The following is a 19,390-nucleotide window of genomic DNA, read 5'->3' on the forward strand; positions in this document are numbered from 1 at the left end:
GGCGAGGATATGACGAGGAAGACGAAGCGGCTGCGCCGGGTCGAGCTGGCGACCCCGGGATCGAGCGAGAAGATGATGGCCAAGGCCGCGGCCAGCAAGGCGGACATGGTGTTCCTCGACCTCGAGGATGCCGTTGCGCCCAAGGAAAAAGTTGCGGCACGGCAGAAGATCGTCGAGGCGCTGAAAGGCCTCGACTGGACTGGCAAGACCCGGTGCGTGCGGATCAACGACCTGCAAACCGAATGGGCCTACGAGGACATCATTCATGTCGTCGAGCATGCCCACGCGCATCTCGATCTCATCATGATACCCAAGGTCATGCGGGCGACCGACGTCGAGTTCGTCGATACGTTGCTGACGCAGATTGAGAAGAAGCTGAAGACCGACCGACGCATCGGCCTCGAAGTGTTGATCGAGGAGGTCGACGCGATGATCCATGTGGAGGAGATAGCCAAGGCTTCGTCGCGGCTGGAAGCGCTGATCTACGGGGTCGGCGACTACTCCGCCTCCCAGGGCATCGATCTGGCGTCGATCGGCGGCCCCAACGGCTACCCCGGCGACATCTGGCACTACGGGCGCCACAAGATCACCATCGCGGCGCGGTCGGCCGGCATCGATGCGATCGACGGGCCGTTCGGCAACTTCAACGATGCCGAGACCTACAGCGAGGAGTGCCGGCGGGCGCGGCTGCTCGGCATGGTGGGCAAGTGGGCGATCCATCCGGCGCAGATCGATCCGGCCCTGCAGGCCTTTTCGCCCAAGCAGGCCGACGTCGACGCGGCCCGTGAAATGATCGCCGCCTACAGCGAGGCCGAACGGCAGGGACTCGGCGCGATCACCTTCAAGGGCGAGATGATCGATGCCGCCACCGTGCGCATCGTCCGCAACATCGTCGAGAAGGCGGACCTCATCGGCATGTAGGCGGCAGTCCGGACGGCCGCGGAAAGTCAAGAGAAGCGGTCTCGAATACATAACGAATACACGGGAGGGGAACATGACCGGGATGAAATTTTCGCAGACGTGCGACCGCGACCGGCGGGTGGGCGGGTACGGCTTGCATGTCGCCGCCGCCATCGTCGCGCTCGCGGCAGCGTCCGGCGCGGCCCAGGCTCAGGAATGCCAGGTCAAGCTCGGCGCCATGGGGCCCATGTCCGGGGGGGCCGCGGCGTGGGGGCTGGCGCTGCGCCAGGGCGTCGAGTTTGTCGCCGCCCAGGCCAATGCGGACGGCGGCGTTCAGGTCGGCGACCGCAAGTGCCGCGTCTCGGTGATGTCCTACGACAGCAAGTACAGCGCCGAGGGCGCGGCGTCGGCCGCCAACTCCATGGCCAGCGACAACATCAAGCTGATCATCGGGCCGGTCGGCTCGCCCGAGGCGACCGGAGCCAAGCCCGTCGCGCAACGCAACGGCCAGATCACCTTCAACAGCTCCTACGCCAAGGACGCTATCGGGCCGGAGACGCCGCTGGCCTTCCATCAACTGGCCGGGCCGGCGCAATGGGCACCGAAGATCGTAGCGGCGGCGAAACAGAAGTTCGGCATCAAGTCGGTCGTGGTCGTCGCGCCCAACGACCAGGGCGGCACCGACGTCGCATCGGTCAATGCCAAGGCCTACGAGGCCGACGGCATCCGCACCAAGCAGGAATACTACCAGCGGGGGACGACCAACTTCGCCCCCCTGGTCACGCGCATCATGAACGAGAACCCGGACGCGGTGGACACCGCCTCGTCGCCGCCGGCGGACGGCGCCACCATGGTGAAGCAGCTGCTCGAGGCCGGCTACGGCGGGGTGTTCGGACGCCTGGGCGGGCCGGGCACGCTCGAGATCATCAAGGCTGCCGGCGGGGTCAAGGAGCTCAAGAATTTCTACTGGCTGGAGCTCGTTCCCACAGAGGACGAAAAGATCGTCGCGCTGCAGAAAGACTTCAAGACGGTCATGAAGGCGGACGCGCCGAATAACACCTTGTTGTACACGGCAGCCGCCGCGGCGCGCATGGTCTTGAAGGCGGTCACCGCCGCCGGGACGGCCGACGATGCGCCGGCGGTGGCGAAGGCGCTGCACAACCTGGAGCCGGTGGACCCCTACCTCGGCAAGGGCACCTGGAAGGGCAAGGCCGCCTTCGGAATTCAGCAGGAGCTGGTGTTTCCCGTCGGGCTCGGGCTGATCGTCGACGGCAAGTCGCTCGGCGTGACGGCGGTGGATCTGGCCGACAGCAAGTAGGCAGGGTGCGAGCTGCGGAGCGTGCATATGGATGGCCTCGTCACCACGGCGATCATCGGGCTGAGTCTTGGCGTCGAATACGCCTTGCTCAGTCTCGGGTTTACGCTGATCTTCGGAATTCTCGGCGTGATCAACTTCGCGCATGGCGGCTTCTACATGATCGGGGGCTACGCGGCCTATGCCGCGGTGCACTTCGCCGGCATGCCGTTCCCAGCCGCCGTGGCGACGGCAATGCTGGTGACGGCCCTGCTGGGCTACGTGTGCGAGCTGCTGCTGATCGATCGCTATGTCAGCGATCACCTGACGCCGATGATGATCACGCTCGGGCTCTACCTGATCATCTCGACGGCGCTGATCGTCGTGTTCGGTCCCGAACCGGCGGACTTCTCGTTTCCCATTCGCGGCTCGCTGCGATCAGGGGGAATCTACATCACCTATGCCAATCTGATCGTGCTTCTCGTCTGCGCCACGGTCATCGCCGCGGTCTATCTGCTGATGTATCGAACCGACTTCGGGCTGGCCCTGCGTGCCATGGCCGACAACCGTGAGGTGGCAACGGCGCTGGGCATGCGGCCCGCCCAATACTTTCCGCTCGCTTTCGGCCTGGCCACGGGGCTTGCCGGGCTCACCGGGGCGCTCGTCACGCCGACGCTCACGCTGTCTCCGTTTCTCGGCGACTCGATTCTCGGCATGTCGTTCCTGATCGTCATCCTGGGCGGTCTCGGCAGCCTCGGCGGCGCGGTGATCGCATCGTTCATCGTCGGCATCGTCGAGGCCTACTCCCGGGTCTATCTCGGCGGTTCGAAGGGCGCTCTGGCGCTGTTCGTGGTGGTTCTCATCATCCTGGTGGTGCGGCCAAACGGGCTGATGGGCCGTATCGGCAGGCCGGCTTGACCATGCGCAACATGCTTCGCACCATCGCGTTCACGGACTGGCTGAGCATCGCCATCCTGCTCGCATTCGCCATCGTTCCGTTTCTCACGGGCGATTTCTTCACCCTGTCGCTCACCAATCAGATCCTGATCGCCGTCACCGCGGCGCTCAGCGTGCACATCATGCTGCGCATGGATCTGCTGTCCTTCGCGGTGCCCGCCTTCATGGCCATCGGCGGCTATGCGGCGGCGATGACGGCCCAGGCCGGCGCCACCAACCTCGTCGTCCTGCTTGCGGTGAGCTTCGCGTCGGCGGCGATCGTCGCTCTGCCGCTCGGCGCGCTGGTCTTGCGCTTACGCGGTGTCTACTTCGTGCTGGTGACCTTTATCTTCACCGAGATACTACAGCTCTTGATCTTCGAGACGCCGGGGCTGACCGGCGGCTCCAACGGCATCCCTCGCATCCCGGCTCCGACCCTCGGGCCGCTCGTTCTCAACACCAATCATCTGATCGTCCTGGTCAGCATCTGCGTGGCGGTGATCGCCACCGTCGTCACCATGGGCTTGACGCGCCGCTATGGTCAGGAGTTCGCCTCGATCGAGGAAAACGAGACGCTGGCGCAGAGCCTCGGCCTCGTGGCCTGGCACTACCGCACGATCGGCTTCGTCGTCGCGGGCGGCATCGCCGGAATGGCGGGCTTTGCACTGGTCAATCTGCTGCTGACGGCGCACCCGACCTCGTTCACGTCGATGTCCTCGGTCTTCTACATCGCCTACGTGCTGATCGGCGGGCGCCGCACCATCCTGGGGGCCGTCGTCGGCAGCTGCCTGCTGGTCTGGGCGACCAAAGTGTTCAGCAGCCACGGCGAGTATTCGGCCGGCTTCTTCGGCCTGCTCCTGATCATCGTGGTCACCGCCGCGCCAAACGGCCTGGTCGGCCTCGCCCAACACCTGCTGGGGCGCGTCAAGCCGCGCAGCGCCAGCCCGAGGCCGGAGGTCGCCGATGCCCACGTCTGACAGGAGCCGGCCGGGCGGCGGGCGGCAGGACCGCAACGTGCTCGCCGTCTGCGACATGGCGAAGGCGTTCGGCGGCCTCAAGGTGTTCAACGGCATATCGTTCCGCATCGAGCCGGGCGAGGTGCTGGGGGTGATCGGCCCGAACGGCGCCGGCAAGACGACGCTCATCAACGTCATCTGCGGCATGCTCAGGCCCAGCTCCGGCACGATCCAGTTCGACGGCGGCAATATCGGCGGCCGGAGCTTTCATGCGGTCAGCCGCCTCGGCATCGTGCGCAGCTTCCAGCAGACCATCACGTTTCGCACGGCTTCGGTCCGCGAGAACCTCACGCGCGCCATCAGGTTCAGCGGCAGCGGCGGTGTCGCCTGGGCGCAGATCGGTGAGCTGCTGGACGCGTTTGGCCTCGGCCCCATGCTCGACGAGCCGAGCGACAGCCTGCCCTACGGCAGCCAGAAGATTCTCGGGCTGCTGATGGCCTACGCCGCGAACCCCAAGATGCTGCTGCTCGACGAGCCGGCAGCGGGGCTCGAATCCCGCGAGCGCACACGGATCGATCGTCTGGTGCTGCATGCGCGTGAGCACCTCGGCTGCGGCATTCTCATCGTCGAGCACGACATGGATCTGATCCGCAGGCTGTGCCCGCGCCTCATTGTCCTCGAGGCCGGCGGGGTGCTGGCGCAGGGCGCGCCGGAGGAGGTGCTGGCGCGCTCCGACGTCATTCAAGCCTATCTCGGGCAGAGCGAAGACGAAGCCGATCGGGATGCGGCGACGCGGAGGACGGCACGTGCTGCGCATTGACAATCTGTGTGTCCGCTACGGCGGCATCGTCGCCGTTCGCGACGTGTCGCTCGAGGTGCATGCCTCGGAGACGGTGTTGCTGGTGGGGGCCAACGGCGCCGGCAAATCCAGTCTGATCAACGCCGTGATCGGCATGGTGCCGGCGGCCGCCGGCACCATCGCCTTCGAGGGCAGAAGCCTCGACAATGTGGCCTGCGCCATGCGCGCCCGCGCCGGTATCGGCTATTCGCCCGAGGGGCGGCGCGTGTTTCCCTCTCTTTCGGTGCGGGAGAACGTGCTCGCCGGGGCCATCGGCGCCGGGATCGCCGACAAGCGCGAGCGCTACGACTGGCTGTGCGGTGCGTTTCCGCTGCTGGCCGAGCGCGCTCGCCAGCCGGCCGGGCAACTGAGCGGCGGCCAGCAGCAGATCGTCGCGTTGGCACGCGCCATGAGCGCCTTTCCCAAGCTGCTGCTGCTCGATGAGCCGTTCCTGGGGTTGGCCCCGGTATGGATCGACCGCATCAGCGATGCCGTCCGCCAGATGCAGGGCCGGGGCACCACCATCCTGATGACGGAGCAGATGGCGCGCCCGGCGCTGCGGCTGGCGGACCGGGCCTACGTCATGCGCGGCGGCGAGATCAGGCGAAGCGGCTCGGCCGACGAGATCCGCGCCGCCGCTCTCGCCGACGAATATCTCTAGAGCGCTTTCGAGCGAAGTGGACGCCGGTGCGCGTGAAGAAAGCGCGACAAATCAAATAGATAGAGCGTTTCTGCGATTCAAGGAAACGCGAAACGATCGAGGAGGACGCCCGTGAGCGACGGACCGACAAGCCGACTGGGCCGCTTTGCGGCCTCGGGCGGCAACTTGATGACACGACCGGCGGCCGACAAGGCGGCCTTCTGCCTGCTCGATGCGATCGGGCTTGCGGCGCTCGCCACCGACGAGCCGACGACCGTGGCGACCCGGTCGGTCATGGCCGAGCTACCGGCAGCCGTCGCGCCGGCTTCGCGGGTCTGGAACGACGGTGCCCGCGTCGCCGCGGCCGACGCCGTGCTCGCCAATGCCGTCGCGACCCATGCCCAGTTCCACGACGACTCCGACAACGCCTCGTGGACGCATCCCGGATCGTTCGTCATCCCGGTTGCGGTGACCGGCGCGGAGCTGATCGATGCGGCGCTGCCGCAGGTCCTGACGGCGATCGCCATCGGCTATGGCGCCGTGGAGTGGCTCGGCGCCCGAGAGCGCGTCGCGCGGGCCCTCATCGAGCGCGGCATCCGCACCAGCCCGACCTTGGGTACGGTCGCCGCCGCGGCCGCGGGCGCCGCCATCCTGGGTCTCGACGAAGGGCAGGCGACGAGCGCGATCGGCATCGCCTCGAGCATCACGGGTGGCGTGCTGGAGCCGGTGGGCGCGGGGTCGGACGAATGGCGCTTGCAGAACGGCCATGCCGCCCGCGGCGGCCTCCTGGCTGCCCAGCTCGCGCAAAAGGGGGTCAAGGGCGCGCCGGCCGGCCTGGAGGGGCCGAAGGGTCTGCTGCGGTCGTTGGCCGGCTTGCAGAGCGAGCCGCCGGAATGGGCCAGCCCACCTCGTCTCGACGCCATCTGCGACACCTGCGCCAAGCCTTGGGCGACCCTGGGCGACAACATGTCCGCGGTCATCGCCGCCAGCGTGCTCCGCAAGGACATCGCCGACGTCGGCGCCATTCGCCGGGTCGAGGTGAAGATCTGGCGTCATTACGCAGAGTACCCCGGGACCGCCTACACCGGGCCGTTCGAGCGGGTGGCTCAGGCAATTGCCAGCATGACCTTCTCGACGGCGGCCATGCTCGTCTACGGCGAGCTCGAGTACGACAAGCCGCAGCACCACCGGCAGGATCCAGACATCTTGAGGCTGGTACCGCTGATCGAGATCGTTCCGGACGACGACGGGGGGCCTTACGACGCGACCGTGACGGTCGAGCTGGCCGACGGGCGCCGCCTCAGCCGGGACGCATCTGACGCACCGCGCACGCTGCTGTTCCATGACCGGTCGACCAGCGCGGCGCTGATCGCCCGGCGCATGGACGCAGCCGGGCGTCCGGCCGGCCTCGGCCTTCGCCTGGCCGAAGCCGCGTTCGATGCCGCCGACGGTAAGCGGCAGCTGCCGCTGCGATCTTTTCTCGACCTGGTCACGACGCAAAACTGAGAGGTGACACCATGGATCTGGGGCTCTCCGGCAAGACCGGACTGGTGACCGGCGGCAGCAAGGGCATCGGCCTCGAAACGGCACGGCTGCTGGCGCGCGAAGGGGTCGACGTGGTCATCGCCGCGCGGCGGCCGGACGCGCTGCGAGAGGCTGCCGCGGACATCGCGGCGACGACCGGCCGCCAGGTGCGGACTTTGCCGTTCGACGTAACCAAGCTGGACGACATCGAGCGTTTGCCCGACTTCATTCGCCGGGAACTCGGCCACATCGACCTGCTCGTGAACAACGCGGGCACGGGCATCTACAAGCCCTTCCTCGAGGTTACGGACGACGAGTTGCTGCACGGCATGGCGATCAATTTCTTCGCCCAGTTCAGAATATGCCAGCGCGTCGTGCCGCTGATGAAGGAGATCGGCGGCGGCTCGATCGTCAACGTCAGCGGCGCCACCGGCATTCGCGTGACGAGCGCGCCGATGCTGTCGTCGTGCACGGGGCCGGCCAAGTCGGCGGAGATCCGGTTCTCGAAGGTTCTGGCGAGCGAGCTGGCGCCCTTCAAGATCCGCGTCAACTGCGTCGTGCCGGGCTACGTCTACACGCCCGAGCGCTACGCGCTGTGGGAGCGCGACATCGTCAAGCGTCAGCTGTCGGCGGAGGAGGCCGAGACGGAGCGGCTGAGCTGGACCAGCAACCAGGGCATGCTCGACACGCACTGGGGCACGCCGGAGGAATTGGCCAATCTCATCGCCTTCGCCCTCTCCGGCGCGGCAGGCTACGTCAACGGCGCCGTCCTCGTGGCCGACAATGCCATGGACAAGTCCTGAGGAGGCGCTCGTGACCGCGTCCAATTTGCCCGCGACGATGAAAGCCGTCGCGATCGAGCGGCCCGGCGGCACCGAGGTGCTGCGCTACGGCGATGTGCCGGTGCCGCGCCCCGGGCGCCGGGAGGTGCTGATCCAGGTCGCTGCGGCCGGCGTCAACCGGGCCGATGTCATGCAGCGCCAGGGCACCTATCCGATGCCTCCGGATGCGCCCACCGACATTCCGGGCCTGGAGGTGTCCGGAACCATCGTGGCGGTGGGCGAGGGGGTCGCATCGCTGCACGTGGGGGACGAGGTCTGCGCGCTCCTGCTCGGCCGCGGCTATGCCGAGTTCGCCGTCGCGCCGGCCGAACAGTGCCTGCCGGTGCCGGCCGGCGTCGCCCTCGTCGACGCCGCGGCGTTGCCGGAGACGTTCTGCACGGTCTGGACCAATCTGATCGAACGCGGCCGCATGCGGGCCGGCGAGACCGTGCTCGTCCAGGGCGGCACCAGCGGCATCGGCGTCACCGCCATCATGCTCGCCAAGGCCTTCGGCGCGACCGTGATCGCCACCGCCGGCTCGGACGAGAAGTGCGAGGCCTGCCGTGCGCTGGGCGCCGACCTCGCCATCAACTACCGCCGTACGGATTTCCAGCAGGCCGCCGAGGCATTCGCCGGCGAGCGGGGCATCGACGTCATCATCGACATCGTCGGCGGGGATTATATTCCCAAAGAGCTCGATCTGCTCAAGCGCGAGGGGCGGCTCGTCTTCATCGCCCAGCAGGCGGGCGGCCGCGTCGAGGCCGACTTCTACCAGATCATCATCAAGCATCTGACCGTCACCGGCTCAACGCTGCGCTCGCGCACGGTAGCCGAGAAGGGCGCCATCTGCAGGGAGCTCGAGCGGCACGCCTGGCCCCTGTTCGCCGACGACCGGCTGAAACCGGTCGTGCATCGCGTCTACCCGTTGGCCGAGGCGGCGCAGGCGCATGCCCTCCTGGAGAGCAACGCGCATATCGGAAAGATCCTCCTGCGTCCCTGATCCTTGAACGGGGCGGAGACGGAAGCGACACCAGCGACGGCGCGGGACCGGCGGCACGGCGGCAACGCCGGATCGATGACGGACATGCCGGACGATCCACGGAAAGGACGAGCACATGACGCGGCACGGTCAATCCACCAATGCAGCGATCCCCAAGGGCCTCGCCGGGCTGGTGAGCAGCACGGGGCCGGGGCCGGGCCCCACCCCGTTCGGACGCATCTTTCCGCCGCGGCCGGACTGGCTGGCGAAGGCCGAACCGGAGGAGATACTCGATCCGGGCCTCGAGATCGTCGACACGCACCATCACATCTGGGACATCCCGAACTTCCGCTACCTGCTGGACGAGTTCCTGATCGACCTCCAGACCGGGCACAACGTCGTCGCCACCGTCTTCAACGAGTGCCGGGCCATGTATCGCGCGGCCGGCCCCGACGACATGGCGCCCGTCGGCGAGGTGGAGTTCATGGCCGGCATCGCCGCGATGAGCGAGAGCGGCGGTTACGGCAGGCCGCACGTCGCCGCGGGCATCGTCGGGTTTGCCGATCTGACCAAGGACGGGGTCGAGTATGTGCTGCGGGCACAGATCGCCGCCGGCGGTGGCCGTTTTCGCGGCGTCCGGCACGCGGCGGGGTGGGATGCCGATCCCGTCATCGGCAACAGCCACACCAGCCCGGGACCGGGCCTCTACCTAAGGTCGGACTTTCGCCGGGGCTTGCAGCGGCTGTCGGCGCTCGGCCTCTCCCTGGACGCCTGGGTGTTCCATCCGCAGCTCGGCGACGTCACCGATCTGGCGCGATCCTGTCCCGACGTGAGCATCGTCCTGTGCCATCTCGGCGGCCCGCTCGGCTATGGCCCCTATGGCGGGCGGCAGGACGAGGTGTTTACCGCATGGAAAGCGGCGATGCAGGACATCGCCAAGCATCCCAATGTCTCCGTCAAGCTCGGCGGCATGATGATGCGACTGGCCGCCTACGATTACTTCAAGCTGGAAAGACCGCCGGGCTCAAAGGAGTTCGCGCGCTATTGGGAGCCCTACGTCCTGACCACCATCGAGCTGTTCGGCGCAGATCGATGCATGTTCGAGAGCAACTTCCCGGTCGACAAGATGGGCATCGGCTTCGCGGCGATGTGGAACGGCTTCAAGAGAATGGTTTCCGGCGCTTCTGCCGACGAGAAGGTCGCCCTGTTCAGTGGAAGCGCGCGGCGGATTTATCGTCTGTCGGAACGCGACTAGTGGATAGAATCTAATGCTTGGTGCCTGCCCGCGACCCGGTCCTTCCGGCTCGCGGAAGGTCGCCGGTGCCTTGCCCATCAGCAGAAATTCCGACTGTCGCAAGAGGGTGGAGGCTATGTGGAAACGGGCTGATCTGGTAACGGTTCCACAGGGCTAGGAGGTTCCGGAGAATGCTTGAGGTCCCCGCGGCTAGTGAGCTCGTCTATATCGGCCCATCACCGGGCTGGGCCCCCTCTTCAAGGCTTGCCTTCTATGGCGAAGAGGAGGCAGAGCAATACCATCACCCAAATGCTAACGTGCAGTTCAGGGTTAGAGAAAAGAGCCGTGTCGCGCCCTGGGTTGAGAGATTCAAGCAATTCGGGCTGAACTATATCAATTTTGAAAGCGAGCTCAGCGCTGAGCTTAGCAGCGTTTTCCCTGAGATCGCTTTCGGCTTTTCGATGTTCGGCACCAAGTCGAGCTGCAAATACTATGATGGGACGCCGTGTAGGCTGGACTATATCTGGCTTGATAAGCACCCGATCTATTTCACGCGAGTCAATTTTCCATCTTTGCGCTTCCTGTCTGCCCGGGTCGACAGTAGTGGCAAGCTTTGCGCGTTCGTCGGCGACAACGCCTCGTTGGAACACCTGGGGATTACCGGATATGATGAGGAGGTCGTGAACAATTGCGGCGGCGTCTGTTCCATCCAGATCGCCGACGCGAAGATTGAAGCCGTCAATCTGATGTCAGATAACCCGAATATCACGACAGCCTGGCTTCATAACCTGTCAGGGCTCTCCACTGTCGCCTTCCTTGAGAAGTGGCCGTCGTTGAAACATTTGAAGATTTTCTATTGCCCGAAAGTGACAGACTTCGGCCCTCTGCTCGCATTGCCAAATCTGGAAAAAGTCGAGGTTGTCACTAACAAGCCGCCGAAGGATCTGAGCTTGCTCCTCGAACTCCGGAAGCGCGGCGTGGAGATGGGCGGCGGCTTGCGCTTGCCGGACAATAGCTGATCTGCGCAGAAGCATTGGGCTGAAGCGGCGAGCGGCCAACTCAACTTCCGTAACGGGTCGATTTTGCCCCTTCGATCTCGGTCCGGAAGCTGACATTCCGTCAGGCTGACGCCGTGCGCCTTCCAAATGCGCCCCACCGCGCTGGCGCTGATGCCGGTCGCCTTGGCCATCATGTCCGCCCGTCCAATGTGTCGCCTCGACCGGCGGTTCGGTCAGCGTCTGAGCCACCACGCGCTCCGCCACCGCGGGGCCCAGCGGCTTGACCCGGGAGGGCCGCGTCTTGTCGCGCAAGAGCCCATTGACGCCAGCCGTCATGAACCGTTCCTGCCACCGCCAAACGCAGGTCCTCGATTTGCCGGTTCGGCGCGTGATCTCGTTGGTGCCGATGCCGTCCGCGCTCAGCAGCACGATCATCGCCCGCCAGGCATGCTTCTGGGAGGCATTGCGGTTCCTGGCCACCGCCTCAAGGCGCTGGCGATCAGACGGTGTGATCGCGATCGAAACCCCGGTGCGCATGCACCAGACTCGCATACGCACTGACCGAGGGGAATCTCAAGAAGGACTCCTCCGTCAGGCGGAGACCACTAGAGCATGATCGCAAGAAGGCCACCGCTTTGGACAAAGATCATTCTCAAGGCAAAGATTTGGAGCGGGTAATGATTCACGTAAAATCATCCCAAATAAAGCGAATTTCGGTCGTGTCGTAAGACACAACGCAGAAAGTCTTCCATTTTCAATGTATTTTAGAATTCAAATCGATCAGACTGGATCGCCTGATGAGGTGAAATGATCCAATCGACCGGCGCCGAGCGGATCACATGGCGGCGAGGGGTCAGAAACCCGGCGCCTCGCCTAGCTCTTCCCCGCCACCAACTCCCGCAGCGCCTCGTTGATGCGGTCCTGCCAGCCGGGCCCGTCCGCCTGGAAGTGCTCGAGCACGGTCCGGTCGATGCGCAGCGACACGGTCTCACGGCCGCTGGGAACCGCGGGCTTGTCCGCGGCCGGCGGCGCAGCCTTCGGCTTGGCCGGCTTGAACACCGCTTCGGCCGCGGCGAAGGGGTCGGGCCCTCGGCGTGAACGGGGTGGGCTCGCCATCACGAACACCCCGTCGTCGAGCCGCAGGTGTCGCACTTCAGGCAGGTGCCGTTGCGGACCAGGGTGAAGTTGCCGCATTCGCCGCAGGCGTCGCCCTGGTAGCCCTTCATCAGGGCTTCCTTGCGGCGGTTGGCGGCGCCGTCGGTGGCGCGCGCCGATGCGGGGGCGGAGAAGTGGAGGGCAGGGGAGATGGCCGCTTCGGCCTCGTCCGCCTCGAACTCCTCGTCCTCGAATTCCGGCTCCTTGAGGGCGGTGGCGCCGTCGACGGCGAGCGCCGTCTCGGCGAGGCCGCCGGAGATCGACAGCAGGTTGGTCGGCTGGCGGCCGCGCACGAAGCCCTTGGACACCAGCGGGCGTGGGGCGGGCGGGGCGCTGGAGCCCGTGGCCTTGCCCTGGTCCTCGCCCTTGCCGATCACGTCGAAGCCGATTTCGGAGGGGTCGACGTGGGCGAGCTCGTAGCGGCTGAGGTAGGAGATCGCCAGCTCGCGGAAGACATAGTCGAGGATCGAGGTGGCGTTCTTGATCGACTGGTTGCCCTGCACGAAGCCCGCCGGCTCGAAGCGCGTGAAGGTGAAGGCCTCCACGTATTCGTCGAGCGGCACGCCGTATTGCAGGCCGAGCGAAATGGCGATGGCAAAGTTGTTCATCATCGCCCGGAAGGCCGCGCCCTCCTTGTGCATGTCGATGAAGATTTCGCCGAGGCGCCCATCCTCGTATTCGCCGGTGCGCAGATAGACCTTGTGGCCACCGACGATGGCCTTCTGGGTGTAGCCCTTGCGCCTGTCGGGCAGCTTCTCGCGCTCGCGCACGCGCTCGACCCGCTCCACCACCTTCTCGACGATGCGTTCGGCCACCTGGGCCGTGCGCGCCGCCGTCGGCTGGGCGAGCAGCGCCTCGACCACGTCCTCCACCTCGTCGTCATCGTCGGCGATGAGGGCCGCGTTCAGCGGCTGCGACAGCTTGGAGCCGTCGCGGTAGAGGGCGTTGGCCTTGAGCCCCAGCCGCCACGACAGCATGTAGGCGCTCTTGCAGTCCTCGACGGTGGCGTCGTTGGGCATGTTGATGGTCTTGGAGATGGCGCCCGAGATGAACGGCTGCGCCGCCGCCATCATCTGGATGTGGCTCTCCACCGAGAGGTAGCGCTTGCCGATGCGGCCGCACGGATTGGCGCAGTCGAACACGGCGTAGTGCTCGCGCTTCAGGTGCGGCGCGCCCTCCAGGGTCATCGCCCCGCAGACGTGGACGTTGGCGGCCTCGATCTCCTGGCGCGAGAAGCCCAGGTGCTGGAGCAGCTCGAAGCTCGGATCCTCCAGCTTCTCGGCCGGCACCTTGAGGGCGCCGAGGAGCAGCTCCTCGCCCAAGCTCCACTTGTTGAAGACGAACTTGATGTCGAAGGCGCTGGGCAGCGCCTTCTCCACCGCGGCGATGGCGGCGTCGGTGAAGCCGCGGGCGCGCAGGCTGGCGTGGTTGATGGCAGGCGCCTGGCCAAGCGAGCCGTGGCCCAGGGCATAGACCTCGATCTCGCCGAGCTGGGCCTCGCCATAGCCGAGGCGGCGCAGCGCATCCGGCACGGCGCGGTTGATGATCTTGAAGTAGCCGCCGCCGGCGAGCTTCTTGAACTTCACCAGGGCGAAGTCGGGCTCGATGCCGGTGGTGTCGCAGTCCATGACCAGGCCGATGGTGCCGGTGGGGGCGATCACCGTGGCCTGGGCGTTGCGGTAGCCGTGCTGCTGACCAAGCGCCAGAGCCTCGTCCCACGCGGCCCGGGCCCGCTCGATCAGGATCGGATCAGGGCAGGCGGCCTCCTCCAGCGGCACCGGCGCGACCGACAGGCCCTCGTAGCCGGAGCGGGCGCCATAGGCGGCGCGCATGTGGTTGCGGACGACGCGCAGCATGTGGTCGGCGTTGCGGGCATAGCCCGGGAACGGCCCGAGTTCGCCCGCCATTTCCGCCGATGTGGCATAGGCGGTGCCGGTCATGATGGCGGTGAGCGCCCCGGCGATGGCGCGGCCTTCCTTGGAATCGTAGGCCAGGCCCATGGTCATCAGAAGGCCGCCGACGTTGGCGTAGCCGAGGCCGAGCGTGCGGAACTCGTAGGACAGGCGGGCGATCTCCCGGGACGGGAACTGCGCCATCGTGACGGAGATCTCGAGCACCACCGTCCACAGCCGGCAGGCGTGGACGAAGCTGTCCACGTCCATGCGGCCGCTGCCGCGGTCGTAGAATTGCAGCAGGTTGGCGGAGGCGAGGTTGCAGGCGGTGTCGTCGAGGAACATGTACTCCGAGCACGGATTGGAGGCGCGGATGCGGCCATCCTCCGGGCAGGTGTGCCAGTCGTTCATCGTCGAGTTGAAGTGCAGGCCCGGATCGGCCGAAGCCCAGGCGGCGTGGCCGATCTTGTCCCACAGCTCGCGGGCGGGCAGCTGCTTCTTGATGCGGCCGTCGCGGTAGACCAGGCTCCACGGCCCGTCGACCTCGACCGCGCGCAGGAAGTCGTCGGTCAGCGATACGGAGTTGTTGGAGTTCTGGCCGGAGACCGTGAGGTAGGCGTCCGAATCCCAATCGGTGTCGTAGACGTCGAAGTCGATGTCGCGGATGCCCTGGCGGGCATATTGGACGACGCGCTTGATGTAGTTGTCGGGCACGAAGGCGCGCCGGGCCAGCCTGATCTCGCGCTTGAGCACCGGGTTGCGCTCGGGGTCGAAGCAGGCATCGCCCTCGGCCTCGCAGTTGACGCAGGCCCTCATCAGCGCCTTCAGGTGCTTGCGCACCGTCTTGGAGCCGGCGACGAGGGCGGCGACCTTCTGCTCCTCCTTCACCTTCCAGTCGATGTACGTCTCGATGTCCGGATGGTCGGCGTCGACGACCACCATCTTGGCCGCCCGGCGCGTGGTGCCGCCGGACTTGATGGCGCCGGCGGCACGGTCGCCGATCTTGAGGAAGGACATCAGGCCCGAGGAGCGGCCGCCGCCCGACAGCTTCTCGCCGTCGCCGCGCAGAGCCGAGAAGTTGGAGCCGGTGCCGGAGCCGTACTTGAACAGGCGCGCCTCGCGCACCCACAGGTCCATGATGCCGCCGTCGTTCACCAGATCGTCGGCGACCGACTGGATGAAGCAGGCATGCGGCTGCGGGTGCTCGTAGGCCGAGGCCGAGGCGACGAGCTCACCGCTCTTGAAGTCGACGTAGAAGTGGCCCTGGCCCGGGCCGTCGATGCCGTAGGCCCAGTGAAGGCCTGTGTTGAACCACTGCGGCGAGTTCGGCGCCACCATCTGGCCGGCCAGCATGTGGCGCAATTCGTCGAAGAAGGTGCGCGCGTCCTCCTCGGTGGTGAAATAGCCGCCCTTCCAGCCCCAATAGGTCCAGCAGCCGGCGAGGCGATCGAACACCTCCTTGGCCGACATCTCCGAGCGCGTGCGCTCGGCCTCGGGCAGTTCCGCCAGCGCCGCCTCGTCCGGCACCGAGCGCCATAGCCAGGAGGGGACGTCGTTCTCCTCGACGCGCTTCAGGCGTGCCGGGACCCCGGCCTTGCGGAAGTATTTCTGGGCCAGCACGTCGGCGGCGACCTGGCTCCAGCCGGCAGGCACCTCGATGCCTTCGAGCTTGAACACCACCGAGCCGTCGGGGTTGCGGATCTCGCTCGTCAGGCGCTGGAAGGCGATCGCCTCATAGGCCGACGTGCCCGCAACGGTGTATCGCCGCTCGATCCGCATCCGTTCTCTCCGTCCGCGCCCCAGCGCCTCTAGATCTTCGTCGTATCAACGCGACGCGCGATCCCGCGTTCGGCCCTGAGGGAGGGTCGCTGCGGGGGAACTCACGCCTGCTCAGCTGATAACGCCCGGGCCGCAGGGGCCAACCGCGCTATGACCGGAAGCTAGCCTGAGTCTGGCATCGCCGCAACGCTCCAACGCCCTTACACACAATATGTAGTTAGTCGGGCAGACCATTACCACGAGGTTAAGTGTCGAGCGAAAACGAGACTCAGCCTTGCCCTGGGCGATGTTGAACCTCCCGGGCGGCGCTGAAAAGGCCCAAGCGGGGGCATGGGTCGATCTTGTGAACTGCGGGGATGAGCGCTCGCGTCGGTCAGCGCGAGGAGCCGCAGACCGTGCACGGCGTGTGAGCACGACGTCTATGGCGTGCCAGCACGGCCCAGGCACGGCACATGCGTTACAGAAGCCGCTTCGCAACGAGGGTGGCCGGCTGATCAGCGGTAGGCCGGGAGCGCGAGCGTCGCCGTACAGGCCGACGGTGCGGAGCGTGGCGACCCGGTCGCTATCGATAGAGCGGTCGCCGCGGAAGCGGCGTGAGTCCGCCCTTGAAGCCTCGGGCCGGCCGCTCAGTCGACGATGTCGGCATGTCCGGCTCGGCGCTACCTCCGTCGCCCACCGGTTCGGCCGTCGGCCGGTCCTGAGCGGGGATCGGCGCCGGCCGCGGTGATCGGGGGGCGACGATCAGCGCGAGCTTCGGCGCTTCGGCTGCGGCGTCCGGCTTCTTTGGCTTGGCCATTGCAATCTGTCCTCGCGCGGAGCTCCGCGCGCAGCGCCGGTCACGCTCCGCGCCAATGCTCGCATGATCGATAAGTCAGAAATCCATGCCGCCCATGCCCCCGCCGCCGTGCGGCATCGTCGGAGCACTCTTGCTGGGCGCGTCAGCGATCATGGCCTCGGTGGTGACCAGCAGGCCGGCGACCGATGCGGCATCCTGCAATGCGATGCGAACGACCTTGGCGGGGTCGACGATGCCGGCGCTCAGCATGTCGACGTATTCCTCGGTCTGGGCGTCGAAGCCATAGGTCGGCGACGCATTCGCCAGCACCTTGCCCGCCACGATCGAACCTTCCACGCCCGAGTTCTCGGCAATCTGCCGGACCGGCGCCTCGAGCGCCCGCAGCACGATGTTGATGCCGGCCTGAACGTCGGCGTTGTCGTTCATGAGCGCCCCGATGGCGGCCTTGGCGCGCAGCAGCGCGATGCCGCCGCCCGGCACGATGCCTTCCTCGACGGCGGCCTTCGTGGCGTGCATCGCGTCGTCGACGCGGTCCTTCTTCTCTTTGACTTCGGTCTCGGTGGCGCCGCCGACACGGATGATCGCCACGCCGCCGGCGAGCTTGGCGAGCCGCTCCTGCAGCTTCTCGCGATCGTAGTCGGAGCTGCTCTCCTCGATCTCCGCCTTGATCTGTGCGATGCGGGCCTGGATGTCTGCCTTGGCGCCGGCGCCGTCGATGATCGTGGTGGTTTCCTTCTCGATTCTCACCCGCTTGGCACGGCCGAGCATGGGAAGCGTGACATTCTCGAGCTTGATGCCGAGGTCCTCCGAGATCGCCTCACCCGCCGTCAGCACTGCGATGTCGCCGAGCATGGCCTTGCGCCGGTCGCCGAAGCCTGGCGCCTTGACGGCCGCGACCTTGAGGCCGCCGCGCAGCTTGTTGACCACGAGCGTGGCCAGGGCTTCCCCCTCGATGTCTTCGGCAATGATCAGCAGCGGCCTTCCGGTCTGCACCACGGCTTCGAGGATGGGCAGCAGCGCCTGCAACGACGACAGCTTCTTCTCGTGGATCAGGATGTAGGGATCCTCGAGCTCCGCGATCATCTTGTCCGCGTTGGTGACGAAATAGGGCGAGAGATAGCCGCGGTCGAACTGCATGCCCTCGACGACGTCGAGCTCGGTGTCGGCGGTCTTGGCTTCCTCGACGGTGATGACGCCTTCGGTGCCGACCTTGTCCATGGCCTCGGCGATCATCTCGCCGATGGCGGCATCACCGTTCGAGGCAATCGTCCCGATCTGAGCGATTTCGGCCGATGACTGGACCTTTCTGGCCTGGCCCTCGACGTCCTTGACCACCGCCTTGACGGCGAAGTCGATGCCGCGCTTCAAGTCCATCGGATTCATGCCGGCTGCGACGAGCTTGATGCCTTCCTTCAAGATGGCTGCGGCGAGGATCGTCGCCGTGGTCGTGCCGTCGCCAGCCAGATCATTCGTCTTGGAGGCCACTTCGCGCACCATCTGCGCGCCCATGTTCTCGAATTTATCCTGAAGTTCGATTTCCTTGGCGACGGTGACGCCGTCCTTCGTGATGCGTGGGGCACCATAGGACCGCTCGATGATGACGTTGCGGCCCTTGGGCCCCAGCGTCACCTTCACGGCGTTGTTGAGCGTATCGACGCCGCGCAGCATGCTTTCGCGGGCCTCGGTCGAGAATCTGACGTCTTTAGCGGACATTGATGCGACTCCAATGGGTTTCGGCAGGGCGAGCGGTGCTTCAGGGGGCTGCGAACGATTGCCTCGCCCTCGGCCACGCCCACGACGTCGACTTCGGGCCATTTTCCGAGAAGGACAGGCTCGCCGACCTTGCCGTTGAGCGCGATGATTGGCCGAGTTCGTCGCGAACTGCGGGCCCGGCCGCCATGCTCTCATCCTCTTGCGGCCTCTCTCTGACCGGGCCGGGAATGACGGTGCCGCCCGTGGCGATATCGCTGCCGGGGAGGCGGCGGACCACGGCCCGGTCGTGCAGCGGGCGGAATGTCACGGATGCTCGTTTCCAGCCGGCTCGTTCAGGGCAGGTTGAGGCGATATGCCTGAACCTCGACGATCTCGGGCTGTTCTCTACGTAGCCTTTGCTGGTACCCGGTGCAAGGTAGTGCTAAAAGCAATGGGCCGAGTTTAAGGCAGATCGATACGGCCCGGCGTGAATTTATGTTGGAATTCCGCGAGTGCGCGGAAAACAAACGACTACGTCTTTATTTTGAGAGATTGTTGGTCCAGCGTCACGTCGTGTTGCAAGGGGACGGCTATGACACTCAGTTTCCCCAATCAGTCCCGAAGCTATGATGAAGGCCGAGGCTGCGTCTCCTTTTGGGGACATGAGGCTTCGTTCGAAGTGGCCTTCCAAGTCGAGATGGATGCCCTGCGTCGTCTCGACCCTGCGATCAGCCACGACGAAGCGTCGCTGCTCAGCACCTTCGACGGCAACCGCGCTAAGATCCAGCACGTGGCGAGCCGGGTCTATTCGCGCGGGCGCAAGAGTTATGTCCGGCTGTCGGCTTCCGATTTCTGATCGATCGGCCGTCTGGCGCCGGTGTGAAGTTCCCACGACATCCGGCCGCGGAGGCGATCAAATCAAGGTTCACGCGTGGGCGTACGCCCGCCTGATCCCG

Annotated in this window: 15 protein-coding genes and 1 pseudogene; 12 read left to right on the top strand and 4 right to left on the bottom strand. The window is 66.2% G+C overall.

Annotated elements, in window-relative coordinates; translation table 11 throughout:
* Positions 1 to 9 precede the first annotated feature (9 nt).
* The 11 genes from IEW34_RS15205 to IEW34_RS15255 all read left to right on the top strand — a co-directional run bounded on the left by IEW34_RS15205 (position 10) and on the right by IEW34_RS15255 (position 11,141).
* The gene (locus IEW34_RS15205; RefSeq protein WP_188610056.1) at positions 10 to 921 is read left to right on the top strand and encodes an HpcH/HpaI aldolase/citrate lyase family protein; all 912 of its coding nucleotides are present in this window, start codon (positions 10 to 12) and stop codon (positions 919 to 921) included.
* 73 nt (positions 922 to 994) lie between these two features.
* The gene (locus tag IEW34_RS15210) at positions 995 to 2,218 is read left to right on the top strand and encodes an ABC transporter substrate-binding protein (RefSeq protein WP_244641998.1); all 1,224 of its coding nucleotides are present in this window, start codon (positions 995 to 997) and stop codon (positions 2,216 to 2,218) included.
* 27 nt (positions 2,219 to 2,245) lie between these two features.
* Positions 2,246 to 3,112 carry a branched-chain amino acid ABC transporter permease gene (locus IEW34_RS15215; RefSeq protein ID WP_188610057.1) on the top strand — a complete coding sequence of 289 codons (867 nt, stop codon included), beginning with the start codon at positions 2,246 to 2,248 and terminating at the stop codon, positions 3,110 to 3,112.
* A gap of 2 nt (positions 3,113 to 3,114) precedes the next feature.
* Positions 3,115 to 4,107, top strand: coding sequence for a branched-chain amino acid ABC transporter permease (locus IEW34_RS15220; protein ID WP_188610058.1), 993 nt, complete (start codon positions 3,115 to 3,117; stop codon positions 4,105 to 4,107).
* Entirely contained in the window at positions 4,094 to 4,906 is an 813-nt protein-coding gene (locus IEW34_RS15225) for an ABC transporter ATP-binding protein (RefSeq protein ID WP_188610059.1), read from the top strand. The genes IEW34_RS15220 and IEW34_RS15225 overlap by 14 nt, the downstream gene beginning before the upstream one ends.
* The gene (locus tag IEW34_RS15230; protein WP_188610060.1) at positions 4,893 to 5,585 is read left to right on the top strand and encodes an ABC transporter ATP-binding protein; all 693 of its coding nucleotides are present in this window, start codon (positions 4,893 to 4,895) and stop codon (positions 5,583 to 5,585) included. The genes IEW34_RS15225 and IEW34_RS15230 overlap by 14 nt, the downstream gene beginning before the upstream one ends.
* Before the next feature lie 111 nt (positions 5,586 to 5,696).
* Positions 5,697 to 7,070, top strand: a complete 1,374-nt coding sequence (locus IEW34_RS15235; RefSeq protein ID WP_210324507.1) for an MmgE/PrpD family protein — start codon at positions 5,697 to 5,699, stop codon at positions 7,068 to 7,070.
* Positions 7,071 to 7,081: 11 nt separating this feature from the next.
* Positions 7,082 to 7,891, top strand: coding sequence for an SDR family NAD(P)-dependent oxidoreductase (locus IEW34_RS15240; protein WP_188610061.1), 810 nt, complete (start codon positions 7,082 to 7,084; stop codon positions 7,889 to 7,891).
* A 10-nt stretch (positions 7,892 to 7,901) separates the two neighbouring features.
* The gene (locus IEW34_RS15245) at positions 7,902 to 8,909 is read left to right on the top strand and encodes an NAD(P)H-quinone oxidoreductase (protein WP_244641999.1); all 1,008 of its coding nucleotides are present in this window, start codon (positions 7,902 to 7,904) and stop codon (positions 8,907 to 8,909) included.
* 115 nt (positions 8,910 to 9,024) lie between these two features.
* The gene (locus tag IEW34_RS15250; RefSeq protein WP_188610062.1) at positions 9,025 to 10,143 is read left to right on the top strand and encodes an amidohydrolase family protein; all 1,119 of its coding nucleotides are present in this window, start codon (positions 9,025 to 9,027) and stop codon (positions 10,141 to 10,143) included.
* A gap of 170 nt (positions 10,144 to 10,313) precedes the next feature.
* Entirely contained in the window at positions 10,314 to 11,141 is an 828-nt protein-coding gene (locus tag IEW34_RS15255; protein WP_188610063.1) for a leucine-rich repeat domain-containing protein, read from the top strand.
* A gap of 279 nt (positions 11,142 to 11,420) precedes the next feature.
* On the opposite strand, the pseudogene IEW34_RS31045 reads toward IEW34_RS15255, so the two are convergent.
* The 4 genes and pseudogenes from IEW34_RS31045 to groL all read right to left on the bottom strand — a co-directional run.
* A pseudogene (locus IEW34_RS31045) lies at positions 11,421 to 11,672 on the bottom strand (helix-turn-helix domain-containing protein); the annotation flags it as partial.
* Positions 11,673 to 11,993: 321 nt separating this feature from the next.
* Positions 11,994 to 12,236, bottom strand: coding sequence for a BrnA antitoxin family protein (locus IEW34_RS15265; protein ID WP_188610064.1), 243 nt, complete (start codon positions 12,234 to 12,236; stop codon positions 11,994 to 11,996).
* Positions 12,236 to 15,946 (bottom strand): vitamin B12-dependent ribonucleotide reductase, encoded by a 3,711-nt coding sequence (locus tag IEW34_RS15270; RefSeq protein ID WP_188610065.1) that lies wholly within the window; start codon positions 15,944 to 15,946, stop codon positions 12,236 to 12,238. Before IEW34_RS15270 ends, IEW34_RS15265 begins: the two co-directional genes overlap by 1 nt.
* Positions 15,947 to 16,817: 871 nt before the next feature.
* Positions 16,818 to 18,455, bottom strand: coding sequence for a chaperonin GroEL (gene groL / locus IEW34_RS15275; protein ID WP_188610066.1), 1,638 nt, complete (start codon positions 18,453 to 18,455; stop codon positions 16,818 to 16,820).
* Positions 18,456 to 19,026: 571 nt separating this feature from the next.
* Between groL and IEW34_RS15280 the strand changes: the two genes are divergently transcribed.
* On the top strand, positions 19,027 to 19,290 hold the full coding sequence (locus IEW34_RS15280; protein ID WP_188610067.1) for a DUF1488 family protein: 264 nt from the start codon (positions 19,027 to 19,029) through the stop codon (positions 19,288 to 19,290).
* The last annotated feature ends 100 nt before the right edge of the window (positions 19,291 to 19,390 follow it).

Source organism: Chelatococcus reniformis (genome assembly GCF_014640075.1).
In the GTDB taxonomy this organism is placed as follows: domain Bacteria; phylum Pseudomonadota; class Alphaproteobacteria; order Rhizobiales; family Beijerinckiaceae; genus Camelimonas; species Camelimonas reniformis.